Source organism: Sporosarcina sp. P32b, assembly GCF_002743335.1.
GTDB lineage: Bacteria > Bacillota > Bacilli > Bacillales_A > Planococcaceae > Sporosarcina.
On sequence record NZ_PDZB01000034.1, the window covers coordinates 1 to 20,059 of the forward strand.

The 20,059-nt window shown below is 42.6% G+C and carries 18 protein-coding genes, 1 tRNA gene, 1 rRNA gene, 1 other RNA gene and 1 other annotated feature; of the genes, 4 read left to right on the forward strand and 17 right to left on the reverse strand.

The genetic code is table 11. The annotated features are described in order from the left end of the window. Window positions 1-144: 144 nt before the first annotated feature. From CSV64_RS15460 to ffs, 6 genes are all read right to left on the reverse strand, one after another. Window positions 145-408 (reverse strand): pro-sigmaK processing inhibitor BofA family protein, encoded by a 264-nt coding sequence (locus tag CSV64_RS15460; RefSeq protein ID WP_233190512.1) that lies wholly within the window; start codon window positions 406-408, stop codon window positions 145-147. Between the two features lie 89 nt (window positions 409-497). Next, window positions 498-1,094, reverse strand: coding sequence for a recombination mediator RecR (gene recR, locus CSV64_RS15465; RefSeq protein WP_099632605.1), 597 nt, complete (start codon window positions 1,092-1,094; stop codon window positions 498-500). A gap of 11 nt (window positions 1,095-1,105) precedes the next feature. Further along, window positions 1,106-1,426, reverse strand: a complete 321-nt coding sequence (locus CSV64_RS15470; protein WP_099635472.1) for a YbaB/EbfC family nucleoid-associated protein — start codon at window positions 1,424-1,426, stop codon at window positions 1,106-1,108. 21 nt (window positions 1,427-1,447) lie between these two features. Then, complete coding sequence (gene dnaX / locus CSV64_RS15475; protein WP_099635473.1) at window positions 1,448-3,193, reverse strand: DNA polymerase III subunit gamma/tau; 1,746 nt, start codon at window positions 3,191-3,193, stop codon at window positions 1,448-1,450. An 86-nt stretch (window positions 3,194-3,279) separates the two neighbouring features. After that, window positions 3,280-3,747 carry an S-ribosylhomocysteine lyase gene (locus CSV64_RS15480; protein ID WP_099635474.1) on the reverse strand — a complete coding sequence of 156 codons (468 nt, stop codon included), beginning with the start codon at window positions 3,745-3,747 and terminating at the stop codon, window positions 3,280-3,282. A gap of 109 nt (window positions 3,748-3,856) precedes the next feature. Then, window positions 3,857-4,123: signal recognition particle sRNA large type (gene ffs / locus CSV64_RS15485), an RNA gene on the reverse strand. Window positions 4,124-4,544: 421 nt separating this feature from the next. Between ffs and CSV64_RS15490 the strand changes: the two genes are divergently transcribed. Next, window positions 4,545-4,637 (forward strand) — tRNA-Ser (locus CSV64_RS15490). A gap of 124 nt (window positions 4,638-4,761) precedes the next feature. Here CSV64_RS15490 and thrB read toward each other — a convergent pair. Genes thrB through CSV64_RS15505 form a run of 3 tightly spaced genes read right to left on the reverse strand, consistent with a single transcriptional unit; the run spans window position 4,762 to window position 8,015 of the window. Beyond that, entirely contained in the window at window positions 4,762-5,658 is an 897-nt protein-coding gene (thrB, locus tag CSV64_RS15495; protein ID WP_099635475.1) for a homoserine kinase, read from the reverse strand. Continuing rightward, a complete protein-coding gene (gene thrC / locus CSV64_RS15500) occupies window positions 5,658-6,716 on the reverse strand; it encodes a threonine synthase (RefSeq protein WP_099635476.1) in 1,059 nt (352 codons plus the stop codon). The genes thrB and thrC overlap by 1 nt, the downstream gene beginning before the upstream one ends. A 6-nt stretch (window positions 6,717-6,722) precedes the next feature. Continuing rightward, complete coding sequence (locus CSV64_RS15505; RefSeq protein ID WP_099635477.1) at window positions 6,723-8,015, reverse strand: homoserine dehydrogenase; 1,293 nt, start codon at window positions 8,013-8,015, stop codon at window positions 6,723-6,725. Window positions 8,016-8,168: 153 nt separating this feature from the next. On the opposite strand from CSV64_RS15505, the gene CSV64_RS15510 reads away from it, so the two are divergent. Further along, window positions 8,169-9,533 carry an aspartate kinase gene (locus CSV64_RS15510; RefSeq protein ID WP_099635478.1) on the forward strand — a complete coding sequence of 455 codons (1,365 nt, stop codon included), beginning with the start codon at window positions 8,169-8,171 and terminating at the stop codon, window positions 9,531-9,533. Between the two features lie 15 nt (window positions 9,534-9,548). Here CSV64_RS15510 and CSV64_RS15515 read toward each other — a convergent pair whose 3' ends face one another. Both CSV64_RS15515 and CSV64_RS15520 read right to left on the reverse strand, forming a co-directional pair. Then, window positions 9,549-10,205, reverse strand: a complete 657-nt coding sequence (locus CSV64_RS15515; protein WP_099635479.1) for a deoxynucleoside kinase — start codon at window positions 10,203-10,205, stop codon at window positions 9,549-9,551. Then, the gene (locus tag CSV64_RS15520) at window positions 10,192-10,839 is read right to left on the reverse strand and encodes a deoxynucleoside kinase (protein ID WP_099635480.1); all 648 of its coding nucleotides are present in this window, start codon (window positions 10,837-10,839) and stop codon (window positions 10,192-10,194) included. The genes CSV64_RS15515 and CSV64_RS15520 overlap by 14 nt, the downstream gene beginning before the upstream one ends. 174 nt (window positions 10,840-11,013) lie before the next feature. Between CSV64_RS15520 and tadA the strand changes: the two genes are divergently transcribed. Next, window positions 11,014-11,514, forward strand: a complete 501-nt coding sequence (gene tadA, locus CSV64_RS15525; protein WP_099635481.1) for a tRNA adenosine(34) deaminase TadA — start codon at window positions 11,014-11,016, stop codon at window positions 11,512-11,514. Window positions 11,515-11,604: 90 nt separating this feature from the next. Here tadA and serS read toward each other — a convergent pair whose 3' ends face one another. Both serS and pdxS read right to left on the reverse strand, forming a co-directional pair. Beyond that, window positions 11,605-12,888 (reverse strand): serine--tRNA ligase, encoded by a 1,284-nt coding sequence (serS, locus tag CSV64_RS15530; protein ID WP_099635482.1) that lies wholly within the window; start codon window positions 12,886-12,888, stop codon window positions 11,605-11,607. A gap of 68 nt (window positions 12,889-12,956) precedes the next feature. Then, window positions 12,957-13,164, reverse strand: a binding site (T-box leader). Window positions 13,165-13,555: 391 nt separating this feature from the next. Next, complete coding sequence (gene pdxS, locus CSV64_RS15535; protein WP_099635483.1) at window positions 13,556-14,401, reverse strand: pyridoxal 5'-phosphate synthase lyase subunit PdxS; 846 nt, start codon at window positions 14,399-14,401, stop codon at window positions 13,556-13,558. 100 nt (window positions 14,402-14,501) lie between these two features. Between pdxS and pdxR the strand changes: the two genes are divergently transcribed. Continuing rightward, window positions 14,502-15,917, forward strand: coding sequence for a MocR-like pyridoxine biosynthesis transcription factor PdxR (pdxR, locus tag CSV64_RS15540; protein ID WP_099635484.1), 1,416 nt, complete (start codon window positions 14,502-14,504; stop codon window positions 15,915-15,917). Between the two features lie 19 nt (window positions 15,918-15,936). On the opposite strand, the gene CSV64_RS15545 is transcribed toward pdxR, so the two are convergent. From CSV64_RS15545 to rrf, 4 genes are all read right to left on the reverse strand, one after another. Beyond that, the gene (locus CSV64_RS15545; protein WP_099635485.1) at window positions 15,937-17,292 is read right to left on the reverse strand and encodes a D-alanyl-D-alanine carboxypeptidase family protein; all 1,356 of its coding nucleotides are present in this window, start codon (window positions 17,290-17,292) and stop codon (window positions 15,937-15,939) included. Window positions 17,293-17,477: 185 nt separating this feature from the next. After that, on the reverse strand, window positions 17,478-18,944 hold the full coding sequence (gene guaB, locus CSV64_RS15550; protein WP_099635486.1) for an IMP dehydrogenase: 1,467 nt from the start codon (window positions 18,942-18,944) through the stop codon (window positions 17,478-17,480). 105 nt (window positions 18,945-19,049) lie between these two features. Beyond that, on the reverse strand, window positions 19,050-19,532 hold the full coding sequence (locus CSV64_RS15555; RefSeq protein ID WP_099635487.1) for a glutathione peroxidase: 483 nt from the start codon (window positions 19,530-19,532) through the stop codon (window positions 19,050-19,052). 448 nt (window positions 19,533-19,980) lie between these two features. Further along, a 5S ribosomal RNA gene (gene rrf / locus CSV64_RS17140) occupies window positions 19,981-20,059 on the reverse strand; the annotation flags it as partial.

Sequence of the window (20,059 nt, forward strand, 5' to 3'; positions counted from 1 at the left end):
AATATTAACATCTCATCGTTTAGTTGTCAACACTTTTACTTAAAAAGTTTTTCTTGTTAAGTTTGATGTTTTCGCAACTGCTTGATGCGACGCTTATAAATATACCACCGCTTTTATGAGAATGCAAGCTTTTTCACCATTCTTTTAAAAAAGAATGGCGAAACCGCATAGCGCCGCGAATCCAGGGACCCCTAGTATCGCTAAGATCATGCCAGATGCAATGTTAACAGGTACATAGATGCCAATAAATCCGCCGGCAATGTTCATTAGAAAGAGAATAAAGAACGCAAAAGCTAATCTAAACCAGAATACCGATAAGCGTTCCATGTTTTTTTCGAGAGTGGTTCGGCTCATACTCAACAGCAATAATGATACGACTCCTAATATAGCTATGACTAAAATCCTCACAGAAAACGCCCTTTCTATCTCATAGATACTTATCTATATGCGTCTCTGGATAGGTTTAGTCCACTCGTTCTCTATCTTCCAATTCTTTTCTATAGTTCTCGACGACCTTCTAATGCTCTAGACAACGTAACTTCGTCTGCATATTCTAGATCTCCACCGACAGGTAAGCCGTGAGCGATACGTGTTGTCGTGATTCCAGATGGTTTAACAAGCCTTGAAATGTACATGGCTGTCGCTTCTCCTTCTATAGTAGGGTTCGTTGCAAGAATCAATTCTTGCACTTCGTCTTCCTGGAGTCTTGTTAGTAATGAAGGAACGTTAATATCTTCCGGTCCAATACCGTCCATTGGCGATATCGCACCTTGCAATACATGATACAACCCGCGATAGTCACGCATCTTCTCCATAGCAATCACGTCTTTCGGATCCTGCACGACACAGATTGTTGTGCGATCACGCGATTGATCTTGACAGATATAGCATGGATCGATGTCTGTTATATGACCACAAACCGAACAGAACTGAAGATTACGTTTCGCATCGACTAAAGCTTTAGCAAAATCTAGCACCGTGTCTTCTTTCATACTTAATACAAAAAACGCCAGACGACCCGCAGTTTTGGGGCCGATGCCTGGCAATTTCATAAAACTATCCATTAATTTTGATATAGGTTCAGGATAATGCATTATACAACCTCCTAGAACATCCCGGGCAAGTTCATTCCTTTTGTAAATTGGCCCATTGTGGAGTTCGTAATTTCTTCCGCTTTTGCAAGCGCATCATTTGTAGCGATAACGATCAAGTCTTGTAGGATCTCTACGTCTTCGGGATCTACCGCTTCGGGATCGATAATTACTTCAAGTACTTCTTTATGGCCTGACACAATTACCTTTACCATGCCGCCACCAGCTGTACCTTCCATTCTCTCGCTACCTAGGTTCTCTTGTGCCTCTGCCATCTTCTTTTGCATCTTTTGCATTTGCTTCATCATACCTTGCATATTCCCTGCTCCACGCATAAATAATTCCTCCTTAGTAAATTACTCTTCTATTGTAATAAAATCTTTTCCGAACATCTTCTCCGCTTCAGTTACAAGTGGATCAGCATCTTCAATCGATGCTTCTTCCATAAATGCTGACGTTGGTTGTTCCTCGTCTAACTGTTGAGGGTTTTCCTTGCTTTTCTGACTGGCCAATCCACTCTTTTGTATGAAATCGGCACGAACTTGCAACCAGCTTTCCTCTGCCACGTAGACTACTTCATAACCTTTACCTGTCAGTCGCAGTAGTGCATCCGATAAGCCTGCTTGTAATGTAGCATTTTCAGAAGCCATCAAGCAATGAATTTCATATTTGAATTTTAGCACAAAAGCCGTCTCTGATGCTGCTACAGGCTCCGTCTCTTCCAATAAAGCGGCATGAGAGCGTTGCATACTTTGCATCATACCCGCCCATTGCTCACGAATCACTTGAATATCGGACTTCGTTGCGCCTTTTAATACTTCTACAATTTTACCTGTTGGCACTTTGGCAGATCTGGAAGCAGTTGAAGCAGCCCTTTTTGCCGGCGCTTGTGGCTCAGCGGATTGCTGTACAGCTCCTGCTGCTAGTTGTTGCTGTAGTTGTCTAACAGTCTGTTCTAACACGGCAAACTTCTGAGCCATTTCAGGATCAGCTGCGGAGTTAGACACTTGTCGTTGCTCGCCGGAATGAATCATTTTCAACAAAGCGGATTCAATATAGACTTTCCCGTGATTAGAAAAACGCATTTCTTGCTGTGTTTTTGAAAGAATATCGATGTACCGGTACAATTCATCCGAGTGAAACTCTTGGGCAAGCTCTTGAAATTTATCTCCGTCTGAAATCAGTTCCAGTAGATCTGTCAATTCAGGCGCTGTTCCAAGCAGTAATATATCACGGAAAAATGTAATCATGTCTTCGGCGAGTCTACCTACATCTTTCCCTTCAGCAATCAGCTCGTGCAATAAAGACAATGCGGATCCCGCGTCTTTCGCTTGAATTGATTGTGCTAGCTGATAGAAGATCTCTTCACCAATAGCTCCAGTCACCAGCAGCGCGTCACTTGTTGTCAACTCATCTCCACTGAACGATACGGCCTGATCGAGCATACTAAGCGCATCTCGCATTCCACCTGTTGCAGCTTGTGCAATTGCGCGCAAAGCACCAGTCTCTGCAGTAACCCCGATATCTCCAATAACCTTTTCCATTCGCTCAATAATTTCAGGTGCCGTAATCGGTTTGAAATCAAATCGCTGGCATCTGGAAATGATAGTGAGCGGCAGCTTATGAGGTTCCGTAGTCGCCAGAATAAATACGACGTGAGCTGGGGGTTCTTCTAGCGTCTTCAGCAATGCGTTGAAAGCTGAATTGGACAGCATATGCACTTCATCAATAATATAGACTTTAAATCGTGCATTGGAAGGTGCCACATGCACACGTTCAATAATGTCGCGAATTTCTTCTACGCGCGAATTAGAAGCCGCATCAAATTCAGTGACATCGGTGTTAGATCCCTCTGTGATACTTTTACACGTCTCGCATTTATTACACGGTTCTGCTGCTGGACCATTTTCACAATTTAGTGCCTTTGCAAAAATCTTCGCCGCACTCGTTTTTCCTGTTCCACGAGGTCCCGAGAATAGATACGCATGCGTCGTCTTCTGATGGAGAAGGGTATTTTGCAGAGTTTGCTTGATCGCCTGCTGACCTGACATTTCACCAAAAGCCTGCGGTCTGTAAGCGCGGTATAGTGCTTGATAAATCAACTGCGTTTCCCCCTTTTTCTCCGATTGCATAATACTTCTATCATAACATGAAACACGATTTTTTCACCGTGTACCGCTTGGATATTTTACGCAAATACTTCTGTCCACTCGTCTTTCTTATTAAGCATTGTGCGTGCAATTTCTTTCGCACCTTCAAGGCTATGGCTTGCTGCCCAGCCACACTGGACTTCATTACATGCCGGTACTTCTGTTGCTAGCAGTACATCGTTTAATGTTTTCTCCACTATAGATAGAATGTCATTATAGTCTTCATGATTGATGACAGCTAGATAATAACCTGTCTGACAACCCATTGGACTGATATCGACGATTTGATCTGAATGGTTACGGCTGAATTCTGCCATCATATGTTCTAGTGAATGAAGTGCTGGCATATCCATATGGTCCGAATTCGGCTGGCAAAAACGAATATCATATTTCAAAATCTTGTCGCCATTCTTTCCTTCTGTAGTTCCCGCTAATCGGATATAAGGTGCTTTCACTTTCGTATGATCTAAGTTAAAACTTTCAACATTCATTTTTTTCTCAGTCAATGTAAATCGCTCCCTTTCAGCTATACGTACTATCTTGAAGTATACACTATTTAAGGGACATAAAAAACTCGCCCATAGTAAAATGGACGAGTGAATTATTGAATTAATGCCGTGCACCTATCTTCGACTGCCGCACATAAGCGTTACTCTTGTCGTTGGCTCGGTCTAGGCTACCCCGCGGCACATGAGAGAGTCCACTTAATGCTGCTTCCTTCCGGACCTGACATGATTCATGGGTTCCCATTGCGCAGGACCCAGACGTCAACACTACGTGCAAGAGGCAGACCCTACATGCGGACAGCCTCAGAAAAGGAGTTCAGTCTTGCTAGAGCGGATTGCAAGTTACAGGGCACCGCTAATTCCCCACCTAGCACGGCATTTCTTATTATACCCATAGTTAATAATGATTGCAACGGTAAACCTTGTATTCATCAGAATGTGTTTTAACATCCTATTACGTAAACAGTTAATAAACCATTCTATTCGCACAGAGTTGGGTAGTATACTAATTTAAATGAGCGAGGTGAATAGTATGGATCCAACTAAACGTTATAAGCTCAGTTTCCGTAATATCGAAGTTCGAGTGTATACAGCCATTGTTTTGCCCGCTGTCTTGCTCGGCCTAACGATATTTTTTCTCTAGTTCAGTTTTTAACTTTATGTATGCCGCTCTAATACAGACCGTCGCATTGATGAGTTTCTATTGTTGGCGCTTCATTTATCGCCGCAGAGAAAAAAGTGAAAAAGAATAGTTGACGCTATAAATATGATGTGGTAAGATATTATTTGTCTGATACGGAGGAATACCCAAGCCCGGCTGAAGGGATCGGTCTTGAAAACCGACAGGGGTGTTAAAGCCCGCGGGGGTTCGAATCCCTCTTCCTCCGCCATACTTTTGACAGCATACGTTACTCGATGTAACGTTTTTTTATTGCCTTAAAATCTAAATAGAAGTAGAAATACATACATTACGAAAAACAGCGCCAGTGACTGAATCAGTCCTGACGCTGTTTTTTATTTTGTGATACATGCGCCGGTCTCTGCTGGTTGCAGGGCAAGTGCTTGATAATGTGGAAAGCTTTGTTCTAATGAAGCCGCCACTTGTTGCTCTGTTCCTGGTGGCACAGCTACAAAAAGGGACGGTCCTGCTCCGCTAATTGTCATGCCGTACGCTCCCGCTTCCTTACAAGCTAAACGTATTTCATCGAAGTTAGGGAATCCAACCTTTCGATAGGGTTCATGATATACATCCCGTTCCATCATACGTCCCGCCGTCACCCAATCCGATTGCGCAATAGCGGCAGTCATAACACTGCCCGCAGCACTCCCACGTACCGCTACTTTATGCGTTAGTTGCTCTGGTAACAATCCACGTGAAGCTTCGGTCTTTAAAGCAACTGGCGGCACTAAGATGACAACACCGATCGGGGGTGCTGGAAATGTTAGTACTTCCATCTCATCTTCAGTGAAGTACGACACTGTCATCCCACCAATCAACGCAGCCGTGACGTTATCGGCATGTCCTTCTAGTTCGCTACCGATTCTCAGCTTGTCTTTTGGTGATAGTTGCAAATCCGCTAGTTCACTTGCGATTTCAATACCTGCAGCTATTGCCGTAGCACTGCTACCCAGACCTTTTCCTAAAGGTATATCAGAATGCACCACTAACTTTTGTGAAGAAATGACTTGATCATACCGCGATGCTACTTGCTGAATGGTCTGTACGATCAAATTTGTTTCGTCCGTCGGCAATGCAGCATATTCTTTATCTTGATACAAAACATACCACGCACTAGCTGGCGCAACTTCTATCGTCATGTTTAGTGAAAGGGCAAGACCTAAATGATCGAAGCCGGGTCCGAGATTAGCCGTCGTGGCTGGCACGGTCACTGAAAAACCGGCTTCTGTCATTAGTTGTTCCCCTCTTTCAATTCCTTCAAGAAGTTATCGAACTGTTCATTTGTCATCATAGGCTTGTGTGCATTGACGTTGATTGCAGTTTCAGGATCCTTCAATCCATTACCTGTTAGGATACCGACAATCGTCGTTCCTTTTTCAATCAATCCCGCATCAAGGCGTTTCTTGATGCCTGCAATGGTTGCACAAGATGCAGGTTCTGCAAAGATACCATCTGTTGCAGCTAGCAATTGATATGCTTCAAGGATTTCTTCATCAGTAGCGGACAAGATGTCCCCACCTGATTCTTCAAGGGCTTGAGTCGCTAAATGCCAACTTGCAGGGTTTCCGATACGGATTGCTGTTGCTACCGTTTCAGGCTCTTCGAATACACGATCATAGACGATTGGTGCTGCACCATCTGCTTGAACTCCTAGTAATTTCGGTGTATCCGTACCTTTTTTCTCTGCGTATTCTTTGAAACCTTTCCATGCCGCGGATATATTACCTGCATTTCCAACAGGTAAAGCGAAGATATCTGGTACTTTGCCGAGTTGTTCAATTGTCTCAAATGCTACCGTCTTTTGCCCTTCCAAACGATAAGGGTTCACAGAGTTTACCAACGCAATTTTACCTTCGCCTAGTTCACGTACCATACGGAGTGCTTCATCAAAGTTTCCTTCGATAGCTACGATTTCCGCTCCATACATTTTTGCTTGTGCCAGTTTACCAAGTGCAATACGACCTTCAGGAATAACGACGATTGTACGCATGCCCGCACGTGCACCATAAGCTGCGGCTGCAGCAGATGTATTACCCGTTGAAGCGCAGATCAAAGCCGTCTTTCCTTCTTCTTTCGCCTTTGCAACCGCCATCACCATTCCACGGTCTTTAAAAGAACCAGTTGGATTCGTTCCTTCTGTTTTCACATACAGATTGATTCCCCATTGCTTTGATAAGTTCTCAAGATAGATTAACGGTGTGTTTCCTTCTTGCAGTGTTAATGCAGGGGTATTCTCTGTCACCGGTAACCACTCTTTATATTCTTCGATCAATCCATTCCATCTTCTCATAATCCCTTATTCTCCTTCCACACGATAATGACTAGAAATGTCAATGACCGCTGGTGTATCTTTTAGGTCTGCTAAAATGTCTAAATGCTGTTGACGAGAAATTTTATGTGTAATAAAGATCAAATCCGCACCTTCATCATGCAAATCAGAATCTTGGACGACTGTCGCTAGACTTGCTTTGTGGTGGCTATAAATGGACGTCAATTCTGTCAACACGCCTACTTCATCACGTACAGTAATACGGTGGAAGTAGCGAGCATACTTCTGTTCATCTGTTTTTACTTTACGCTCAAATTGTGGTGCATGCATTCTCTTACCATTCACACCTAGCAAGATATTACGGCAAGCTGCCACTACATCACCTGTTACAGAAGTTGCTGTGGGCAATGAGCCAGCCCCAGGTCCGTAGAACATTGTTTCACCTACTGAATCACTGTAAACATACACTGCGTTGAATTCATTATTAACTGTGGCCAGCGGATGGGAGTTATGAACAAAGACCGGCTCAACGGCCACTTCAATTCCTTCTTCATCTTTTTTCGCAGAACCTGTCATTTTAATCGTGTAACCGAATTGCTCCGCAAGCTGAAGATCACCGTCTGCAATCTCTTTCATACCACGAACAAATACATCGTCAAGATGCACTTCTGTGGAAAAAGATAGGGACGCAAGAATAACCATCTTACGCGCCGCATCAATACCGTCTACGTCAGCAGAAGGATCTGCTTCAGCAAAGCCTAATTCCGTCGCTTCCGCTAATGCGTCTTCATAAGTCTTATTTTCATGCTTCATCTTTGTTAAAATGAAATTAGTCGTTCCGTTGACGATTCCTGTCAATGCAGTGATCCGGTCTGATGCTAATCCATCTTCCAATGTGCGGATCAACGGAATACCGCCACCCACACTCGCTTCATATAATAGGTCGCATTTATTTTCATCTGCTAATTTTAATAATTCAGGTCCAGATTCCGCCATGACATCCTTATTCGCAGTGACAACACCCTTACCTGCTTCGAGTGAACGACGTATCGCTTCAGAAGAACCTCCTGTCACTTCAATGATCAAGTCAATTTCAGGGTCGTTTAACACTTCATCAAGTGATGTAGTGAACATTTCTTTAGGTATCACGCCATTACGTTTCTTATCCAAGTTTTTAACAAGGACTTTCTTGATGGATACAGGAACACCAAGCTTATGTCGAAGGTCATCCTGGTGATTGTGCAGAATTGTTGCCACACCGCTTCCGACTACTCCATAACCTAGCAAGCCGATATTAATCTCATTTTTCTCATTTTTCATTTGACGATTCTCCTAACTATATGTACACTATGAAAAAACAATCGTTCTTCGTATAAGGACAATTATAGAGAATTCTGCCTTTAATAACAACCTGTTTTCACGAATCTTCTAAATATAGATAGATAATCTCAAAAAGATAGGATCTGGTACTCAATGAAAGTTTGTAAATTTGGCGGAACATCCGTCGCATCCGCGGAACAAATCCGTAAAGTGGTCGACATTGTCGTATCCGACCCATCGAGAAAAATTGTTGTAGTTTCTGCACCTGGTAAACGCTCTTCGTCTGACATTAAAGTAACCGACTTGCTCATTGATTTGGCAAATACTTCACTTGCTGGTAAAGACACAACAGACGCACTGCAAATGGTTGTGGAGCGTTACAAAGAAATTGCCGAAGGTCTAGGCCTAGATGAAGATATTGCACAAGTAATCGAGCAAGATGTCATTAGACGCCTGAATAAAGATCAGTCAGACGAAATTCTGTACGTAGACAGCTTGAAAGCCGCCGGTGAAGACAATAATGCAAAAATGATTGCGGCTTACTTCCGACATATTGGCGTCGAAGCAGAATACGTAAATCCTCGTGAAGGTGGATTACTTGTTAACCATCGTCCAGAACGAGTACGTGCTCTTCCAGAAGGCAATGAAAAGCTCTGTAAACTACGTGATAAAGAAGGTATCATCGTATTTCCAGGATTTTTTGGCTATACAGAAGACGGAACATTGCGTACGTTCAACCGTGGCGGCTCCGATATTACAGGCGCCCTTCTAGCAGCAGCGACAAATGCAGAACTTTATGAAAACTTTACCGATGTGGACTCCGTTTTCGCGGCGAATCCCACCGTTATTGAAAACCCACGTGCAATTGATTCGATGACATACAGGGAAATGCGTGAGCTTGCATACGCAGGATTTTCTGTGTTTCACGAAGAAGCGCTGGTACCTGCATTCCGTCACAAGATTCCTGTCTGTATCAAGAACACAAATAATCCAAGTGCACCCGGCACAATGATTGTCCGGGATCGCGACCATAATCTTCAATCCGTTGTCGGAATTGCTGCCGATAAGGGATTCTCTACACTCTTCGTAGCTAAATACTTGATGAACTTAGAAATCGGTTTCGGACGTCACTTACTACAAATTCTAGAAGAAGAAGAAATTCCATTTGAACATACACCGTCTGGTATTGATAACTTGTCTGTCATTATTCGCGATGAACATTTAACACCTGAAAAAGAAGAACGTATCGTTAAGCGCATTGAACAGGAGTTATGTCCCGACGATGTACATTTCCAGCGTGATTATTCCATGGTAGTACTCGTAGGTGAAGGCATGCGACACGCAAGAGGATTGGCAGCACGCGCGGCATCTGCTATTGCACGAACAGGTGCAAATATCGAAATGATTAACCAAGGATCTTCAGAGGTCAGTTTAGTATTCGGTATCCAAGAAAAGGATGAAAACGTTGTCCTACGGGAGCTATATCAAGAATTCTTTACAGAAGTGGCTGTTCATTAATACAATCGACATCCCTTATACACGGGGTGTCGATTTTTTCATTTCTTCAGCAATTCTTCCGATAATCAACTCAATATCCTCTTCATTTTCTAACAGATCATATTCTTCGATGTTTAGTCGAATGACCGGGCATGCAGTAAATGAATTAATCCACTGTTCGTAGCGACGATACATCTCTTCCCAATAACCTCTTGGCGTTTGTAGCTCCATATCCCTGCCACGCTCTTCAATACGATCGAGAATGACAGGTAATGGTCCTTCCAAATATATGAGAGCACTTGGGTGTGGAAAATACGGCGTCATAACCATTGCATCATATAGATTCATATAGGTTTCAAAGTCGACCGCTTCCATAGTTCCTTCATCAGCGTGCATTTTAGCGAAGATCCCTACGTCTTCGTAGATGGAACGATCTTGTACAAAACCGCCACCGCTTTCGAATATATGCTTTTGCTCTTTAAAACGTTCTGCCAAAAAGAAGATTTGTAAATGGAAGCTCCAACGTTGGAAGTCATCATAGAACCTCTCTAAGTATGGGTTTTCTGCGACGTTTTCCAAGGACTCTTGAAAGCCCAGTCTTTTGGCAATCGCATGTGCCATTGTCGACTTGCCTACCCCTACCATTCCCGCTACCGCAAACACACTATTTTTTGATATATTAGGTGATTTCATTTAGCTTCAAACCTTTCTGGACCGCTTCATACACTTTATTTAGTATTGCATCCATATCTTCTTTATTGCGCACATAGTCCACTTCATCCCCGTTTATATGGATAACTTGGATGTCGGGGTGAGTCGCTTCGAACTCCGGTAAATAGGCACGGTAATCCTCCGAAAGCTGCAGTAAATAATTGGGGTCCATATCCGCTTCATACGACCGACCACGCTCGTCGATTCGATTAAGCAATGTAGGAATGGATGCCGACAATGAAATAATGACATTTGGCATAGGAAGATCTTTCGTCAAAATATGATAGATTTCTTTATATTTCACAAAGTCTTTTGGCTCTAATGTGCGTTGGGCAAATAGCATATTTTTGAATACATGATAATCCGCCACGACAGGTAACCCTCGCGATATGTATTCTCTATTGATTTGCTTCAATTGTTCATAGCGATTACATAAGAAAAACATTTCCGTCTGGAAGCTCCATTTTTCTTTATCTTGATAAAACTGATCGAGAAAAGGATTCTCTCCACTAATTTCTCTTAATTGATTATATGAAAAGGTCTCAGCAATCGCTGCCGTGAGCGTAGTCTTCCCTACACCAATCGGACCTTCTACCGCAATAAACGGGACAAACATGTACCACTCACCCTTTCAATTCATTACCTTTCCATTTTATCATAGACGACCATATAGAATGCGACTTTTATTGAGGTGTTTTATTGTTTTCCTCTTGTCTGTTTCACGTGGAACATTTCACTAATTGATTTTGATGTTTCGCATGATAGACTGTTGATAAGGAGGGATGAATTGATGAAAAATGATGAATACTACATGAGACTGGCAATAGAAGAAGCAGAAAAAGCTGCTGCTTTAGCTGAAGTACCGATTGGTGCAGTCATTGTACATAACGAAGAAGTAATTGCCGCTGCACATAATCTGCGTGAAACCACTCAAAATGCAGTCACACACGCAGAGTTATCTGCCATCCAAATAGCTTGTGAGAAGGTTGGAAGTTGGCGTTTAGAAGATACTACACTATACGTCACACTCGAACCATGCCCTATGTGCGCGGGCGCCATACTACAATCCCGCATTCCGCGAGTCGTCTACGGCGCACGTGATCCAAAAGGAGGTTGCGTCCATACCTTTTACCAACTACTTAACGACTCCCGATTTAATCATGAATGCATCGTAACCGAAAATGTCCTCGGTGAAGAATGCGGACAACTCCTTACTACCTTCTTTCGATCATTGAGAGAAAAAAGAAAAGCGGCAAAAAAAGAAGCCCAACGCCTAGAGGAGAACTCGTAAGCGTAGGGCTTCTTTTCACTAATTAGTATTTGCATTTCAAAAGACAGACTTGTTGACTACGTGGAGAACAGATCAATAGCGTACACATTTTTACTTAGGTGCTTCAATCTTTTCTTTTCCACCCATATATGGTCGAAGCACATCTGGAATGACAACAGAACCATCTTCCTGCTGATAATTCTCCAAAATTGCTGCTACTGTACGACCAACAGCCAAACCACTACCATTCAACGTATGAACGTACTCAGGCTTCGCACCCGGCTCACGGCGGAAACGGATATGTGCTCGACGCGCCTGAAAATCTTCAAAGTTAGAACAAGAAGAAATTTCTCTATAGACATTTTGTGTAGGAATCCATACTTCCAAATCGTACTTCTTGGCAGCTGTGAAACCTAAATCTGCAGTACACATCTTAAGAGCACGATACGGCAATTTCAACAATTGCAATACTTTTTCCGCATGGCTAGTTAATTTCTCCAACTCATCGTATGAATCTTCCGGCTTCACAAAGCGAACCAACTCCACTTTATTGAACTGGTGCTGGCGAATTAATCCACGCGTATCACGACCTGCAGACCCTGCTTCAGAACGGAAGTTAGTACTATACGCTGTAAATGCAATTGGCAGCTTAGATCCTTCTATGATTTCATCGCGATAGAAGTTAGTAACAGGAACTTCAGATGTCGGGATCAAGAAGTAGTCCTCTTCTTCAATTAAAAACGCATCTTCTTCAAACTTCGGTAGTTGTCCCGTTCCAGTCAAGCTTGTACGGTTTACTAAATATGGTGGCAGCATTTCCTCATAGCCGTGTTCCTCTTGATGAAGATCCAGCATGAAGTTGATTAATGCACGTTCAAGTCGTGCACCGAGTCCGCGGTAAAACACAAAACGACTACCTGTTACTTTTGCTGCTCGTTCAAAATCGAGTAGTTGAAGATCCGTCCCTATTTCCCAGTGTGGTTTAGGTTCAAAGTCAAACGTTGGGATCTCCCCCCACGTACGTACTTCTACGTTATCATCTTCACTATCCCCTACTGGCACGCTATCATGTGGAATGTTTGGAATACGCATAAGTACATAATTCAGTTCCTCTTCCACTTTAGAAAGTTCTTGATCATATGCTTTGATTTCCTCACCAACTGTTTTCATCTTTGCAATGACTTCATCCGCATCTTCTTTATTACGCTTCATTTGTGCTACTTGCTGTGATACTTCATTACGCTCGGCTTTGAGTACTTCTACTTTAGATAAGATTTCGCGTCGTTTCTCATCAAGTCCGCCAAACTTTTCAAAGTCGGTTAAATCTTCTCCACGTTTACTGAGTTTCGCTTTTACTTCTTCATAATTCGCACGTAATAGTTTACTGTCTAGCACGTCATCCGCCTCCTTGTATTTACATCACTGATAATAAAAAACAATAAAAAAAGCCCTCCATCCCCTAAAATAGGGACGAGAACTACCCGCGTTGCCACCCAAATTGACTGATTGCCCAGCCCACTTGTTTGAGATATCGGCTCAACTGACCGGCAAAACCTACTGATTCGGCTCTGCTACTCCAGGACGGATTCACACCAGTTTCTACCGGCTCCCACCATCCGCCGGCTCTCTAAAAAAAACATGGTTGCTACTGCTTCCTATCATCGTAATGTATGTGAAATTAGATATACCATACTACAATTTCTGACTATTGACAAGAGACACGGTACATTTTTGCATGACAAACATCATAAACGTTAGAGGTTACTTCGACTATAAAACTACTTTAACACATGCTCGAATGGCTCGATTGTTTAGTTTACGGAAAGACGAACACATTATACTTTCTCAGGAAATATCTCTTGTTACTAAAGTGGTACCTTTCTAAATCTACTTTAAAAACTCAACTTGATTCCTACACTATTGGGTTGGCTCAACTATTGGATTCGTCATGGCCATGAGACAACTCATTTGTTTTGTAATTGTCTCATGGTTGGACGTAATCCTGTATTGGCCATGGGGATCATAGCGCTCCCTGACTTCACTTTCCTAATTCAATCGTAACTTATGAGCTACGAATCGCCATCAATTCACTTTCGGCAAGCTGAGAAATTTCCAATCCTTTCATCGGCGTGCCGATACCTTTCGACAGCTTAGCAATCAACTCGTAATCCTGGTAGTTTGCGGTAGCCTGTACAATCGCACGTGCAAATGCTTCAGGATTTTCTGATTTGAAAATTCCTGAACCAACGAACACTCCATCCGCTCCAAGTTCCATCATCAATGCTGCGTCAGCAGGTGTTGCGACACCTCCGGCCGAATAGTTCACAACCGGTAAGCGACCAGCTTCTTTAATAGCAAGTAGAATTTCATATGGAGCACCGAGATTGCGGGCTTCTGTCATTAACTCGTCTTTGCTCATATGAACTACTTTACTTACTTGAGCATTTATCATTCGCAAGTGGCGCACGGCTTCCACGATATTGCCTGTTCCCGGCTCCCCTTTTGTGCGGAGCATTTTTGCCCCTTCACCTAAACGTCGCGCTGCTTCTCCAAGGTTTCGTGCCCCACAAACAAATGGTACGCTGAAATCGCTTTTCAATAAGTGAAACTCATCATCTGCAGGCGTTAATACTTCACTTTCATCAATGAAATCGACACCCAATGCCTCCAGTACACGTGCTTCTGAAATATGCCCTATACGTGCTTTTGCCATCACAGGAATGGATACCGCCTTTTGCACTTCTTCTACAATTCGTGGATCAGCCATACGTGCAACACCGCCTGCTGCTCGAATATCAGAAGGTACTCGCTCTAGTGCCATAACCGCAATAGCTCCGGCTGCTTCCGCCACCTTTGCCTGCTCTGCATTGATTACATCCATAATGACGCCGCCATACTTAAAACTCATTTCATTTCCCCCTTTTTGTTATTTTCAGTATAATTGAAATTGACCATATGGAAATAGCCAGTTTCACATTAAACAGCATGGTCAGATTAGAGGGGTCACTATGGACATGATTTTTATAGAGCTTCAAAAAGATTCGGATATCCCGCTTTATCAACAAATATATAATCAAATCAAACAAGACATGATTGATGGCAAGTTCCCGGTTGGCATGAAACTACCCTCCAAACGGCAACTGGAAGAATTTCTAGGTGTCAGTCAGACAACAATTGAAATGGCTTATGACCAACTAACGGCAGAAGGTTTTATCGCAGCGGAACCACGAAAAGGTTATTTCGTACAAGCAATAGAGGAACTCGCCTATGTACAGCCTGTAAAATCAGAGACCGTAGCTGAAATTCCTATAATCAAACCTATTCATTACGACTTTTCACCAAGTTCAATTGATACGGAAAACTTCCCATTCATCATATGGAGAAAATATGCACGAGATATAATGGATACAACAAACGCGCACTTATTACTACTCGGAGATCCGCACGGTGATATTGAGTTGCGTCAAGAAATTGCCCGCTACTTATACCACTCACGAGGAGTGGACTGTACACCTGAACAAATTATTGTTGGTTCCGGTACAGAACAACTTTTGCCTTTGATTATCCGAATACTAGGTGAATGGGCTCGCTATGCGATTGAAGATCCAGGTTATCTAATGACCAAGCACGTTTTTTCGGAATACTACAAAAAGACGATTCCCATTGCAGTCGACCATGAAGGACTTGACGTAAAGGCACTACAACGGTCCGATGCCACCATAGCCTACGTTACCCCTTCCCATCAGTTCCCGACTGGCACAGTACTGTCTGCCGCTCGCAGAACCGCGCTTTTGAACTGGGCAGCATCGAATCCTGAGTTTTTTATAATTGAAGATGACTATGACAGTGAATTCCGTTACCGCGGACGTCCTATACCTTCCTTGCAGGGGATGGATAAAGGAGAAAATGTTATTTATTTAAGTACGTTTACTAAATCACTTATGCCATCTATGCGAATTGCCTACATGGTGTTGCCGCCAAGGTTATTGGATACATACCGACAGGCTTTCATCCCCTACTCTTCTTCCGTACCACGGATTGATCAACATATCTTGGCACGTTTCATGGCAGATGGACAATTCTCGCGCCACCTAAACCGTATGCGGAAAATCTATCGTCGGAAAATGCATACATTGACGAATTTATTAAAATCGTATGAACCTACCATTTCATTCTCAGGCGACGAAGCGGGTATGCATGTCTTGCTTCACGTTCATACCAATAGAACGGAAAAGATACTTATCGATGAAGCTCTTCAATCAGGAATTAAAGTTCGTGGTCTAGACACCTATAAGGTAATGCCCGATCAATCCCCTCCTTCATTCTTGATCGGATTTGGCGGATTAACTGAAGAAGATATCAAACTGGCAATCCCGAAGTTACTCGATGTGTGGAACATCAAAAAGACAGCAATACCTGAGTAGGTACGCTGTCTTTTTGTAGTTAATTAAATAAGCCCTTTACAAAACCAGTAGAACTATTCCACGCACTAGAGAAGAAGTTACCAATTGCCCCCATAGTTAACGAGAACCAACCAGCTTTCTTCACTTCTTCAGTTGTGACGACTTCCGTATTAACTATTTTCCCATCAATAAAGCCATAATCTGATCCATCTTTTTTTACAAGTTTAACATGACCAACAACCGTACCTTTTTTAATTGGCGCTTGGACTTGTCCATTTTTCACCAACTTCTCATCTAATACGAGTTCAGTAGTATAGTCTTGATCTTCATCTTTGCGGACTAACATGCTTATAGGTTTCTTTGTAGCAATCGCTACTTTTTTCTCTTTACCTTTTATAACATCTAGAGTCTTCTGCTTCTTGAACTGGTACCCTGCTTTAAGTAACTCTGTTTCACTAAACTCCTTAAAGCCATAATCGAATAACTCACGAGTTGCATCAAAACGCGCTTCATAAGATCCAACGCCCTTATCATCCACTGCATTCATTACAACAGCAATAACACGTCGGCCATCACGTACTGCGGTACCCGTGAAACAATGTCCTGCAAATTCCGTAGTACCCGTTTTCAAGCCATCGATTCCTTCATATTCATATACTAAGCCTGGCAACATAAAGTTCCAGTTTACCATGTCAATGGCATCATCTGTTCCTTCACGGAAAGTCTTTTTGGCAATTTTAGTTGTCTCTAGTACTTCCGGATATTCTTTCAATAAATGATAGGCTAGTTTAGCAACAGAACGTGCAGGCATAACGTTTTCATCTTTCTCACCAAACTCACTTGGGTGCATACCTTGTAAGTCACTGTTGTTCAAACCCGTAGAATTGACAAATTTATAATCTGTCAATCCAAGTTCTTCAGCCTTTTCATTCATTAGATGGACAAATTCCTCTTCTGACCCTGCAATTGACTCGGCAATCGCTATAGTCGCCGCATTTGCCGAATAAATTGCTACTGCTTCATAAAGTTCACGAATCGTATAGGATCCATCTCGACGAAGCGGAACATTACTTAAACGACGATCCTGCGAAACCTTATACGTATACTCGGTAACTTTGTATTCTTGATCCCAGGTAATTATTCCATCGTCAATGGCTTCGAACATCAAGTATTCCGTCATCATTTTGGTCATACTTGCAATGCCAAGCGGCTTATCTGAATTCTCTTCGTATAATACCTTACCACTATCTGCATCTATCAAAATAGCTCCGTTTACACGAAGGTCCAGTGAAGAATCACTTTCCTTCGCTGCTACAGATTCCTGCATACCTAACATCATAAACAACATCATTGGCACCATTAAAGTTGCCAACCATCTCTGTGTTACTTTTTTCACTCATCTTACCTCCGTAGTCACAATATCAAAAATCAGTGTACCATATTCCCGGCAAGTCAGATATGCTTATGGCAAAAAAACATATATTCCCCTATGGAAACCGTCATATTTCTTTGTATTTTATCATTCCTCATATAACAACAAAAAAGGCAGGAGGAAATTCCCCCTGCCCCTTACCTAGTAAATTAACGTACCGAATAGTTCGGTGCTTCTTTTGTAATTTGTACTTGGTGTGGATGACTTTCTAGTAAACCAGCACCCGTCATACGAATAAACTGTGCATTTTCACGATGTGCTTCAAGATCCTTCGAACCACAGTATCCCATACCCGCTCGAATACCTCCTATAAGCTGATGAATTGTATCAGACAATGGCCCTTTATATGGCATACGGCCTTCGATGCCTTCAGGTACAAGTTTCTTTTCATCTTCTTGGAAGTAACGATCTTTTGACCCTTTTTCCATCGCAGCAACAGAACCCATACCACGGTATACCTTAAAACGACGTCCCTGGAAGATCTCAGACTCCCCTGGGCTCTCAGTAGTACCTGCTAGCAAGCTTCCAAGCATAACCGCATGTCCACCGGCAGCCAACGCTTTGACAATATCACCAGAATATTTAATTCCACCATCGGCAATAATCGTCTTGCCGTATTTACGTGCAACAGTTGCACACTCATAAATAGCAGTGATCTGTGGTACACCAACACCTGCAACTACACGTGTTGTACAAATAGAACCAGGGCCAATACCAACCTTCACTACATCAGCACCTGCTTCATACAATGCTTCTGCTGCTTCTGCTGTTGCTACGTTACCTGCAACAATCGCAAGGTCCGGGTAATTTCCGCGGATCTCTCTTACTGTGTCGATAACACCCTTAGAGTGTCCGTGTGCCGTATCAATGACGATTAGGTCGACTTCTGCTTGTACAAGCTTCTCAATGCGCGTAGAAGTGTCTACCGTGACTCCTACAGCCGCACCAACAAGTAAGCGTCCAGCCTTATCTTTTGCTGCGTTAGGGAACTCAATAACTTTCTCGATATCTTTAATTGTAATTAAACCGTTAAGAATACCTTTATCATCTACGATTGGTAGCTTTTCAATTTTATATTGCTGTAGCATCTTCTCTGCGTCTTCCAGTGTAGTTCCTACAGGAGCCGTCACCAAGTTTTCTTTCGTCATGACTTCATCAATGATAATGGAATAGTCCTGAATGAATCTCAGGTCACGGTTCGTCAAAATACCAACCAATTTCTTCTCTTCCATATTGTTAACGATCGGGACACCTGAGATACGATATTTACCCATTAAATGCTCTGCATCAAATACTTGATGTTCCGGTGTAAGGAAGAACGGGTTTTTAATTACTCCATTCTCAGAACGTTTAACTGTAACAACTTCCTCAGCTTGTTCTTCAATACTCATGTTTTTATGAATAACGCCGATTCCACCTTGACGAGCCATAGATATTGCCATCTTGGATTCCGTTACTGTATCCATGCCTGCACTCATGATAGGTATATTCAACTTAATGCTGTCCGTTAAGTTCACAGATAGCGAAACAGCCTTTGGCAATACATCAGATGCAGCCGGCACCAATAATACATCATCGAACGTCAGACCTTCACGAGAAAACTTTGATTCCCACATTAACTTTCTGCCTCCTAAAATTACTATTGTCTATTCAGATTATTAAAAGGTTATCAGCGTCAATCGGGCGTGTCAAGATAGAAGATTGTAGACTGACTATTCCTATTACTCACTAAATATTTTATCCAATGACTTTTGCATCTTTAATGGATTCGTCTGTGGTGCAAAACGATCAACTACTTGTCCATTTGAGTCAATCAAGAACTTCGTGAAGTTCCATTTGATTCCTTCCGTCAATACACCCTTTTGCTGTTCTGCTAGATACGTAAATAAAGGTTCTGCTTCATCCCCTTTTACATCTATCTTGGCAAACATCGGGAACGTTACGCCATAATTCACTTGGCAGAAGTTCATCGTTTCATCAATATCGTCAAATTCCTGGTTATTGAAATTATCCGATGGGAAGCCCAGTATGACCAATCCTTGATCTTTATATTCTTCGTATAGTTGCTGTAGTTCTTTAAATTGTTTTGTGAAACCGCATTTACTCGCAGTGTTGACAATGACCATTGGACTTCCTTCAAATTCCTTTAGAGATTTCTTTTCTCCACTAGTAGTTTCCACTGTGAAATCGTAAACTGTCGTCATGCAGAATCGCCTCTTTTCTTTTAGTATATGTTACCTGACTATTGAAATAATACCTAATATCCTGTTTGGTTCGAAGGCCTTTTAGTGCAATACGGTAAGTGATTTAGATGTGTTTTGCGGGGGGATAGAGCGGTGGACGTGACTTATTGAGCGGTTAAGCGTGGGCATAGAGCGGGCGCCGTGATTGATTGAGCGGATACGCGAGAAGATTGAGCGCTTGCCGTGATTCATTGAGCGGAAAAATGGAGTGATAGAGCGCTCGCCGAGACTCATTGAGCGGTTAAGCTTAGAGATTGAGCGCTTGCCCTCATACATAGAGTAGATATTGGAAATTCATGAGTGAGTGAAGTACGAGTTCCCCAATCCTACATTCAATCAATTACTATAATAAAGCAATTACTATAATAAAGCACAAAAAAGCCACTCCCCAAAGGGAATGGCTTCGCGTGCCTAGCAACGTCCTACTCTCACAGGGGGAAACCCCCAACTACCATCGGCGCTGAAGAGCTTAACTTCCGTGTTCGGTA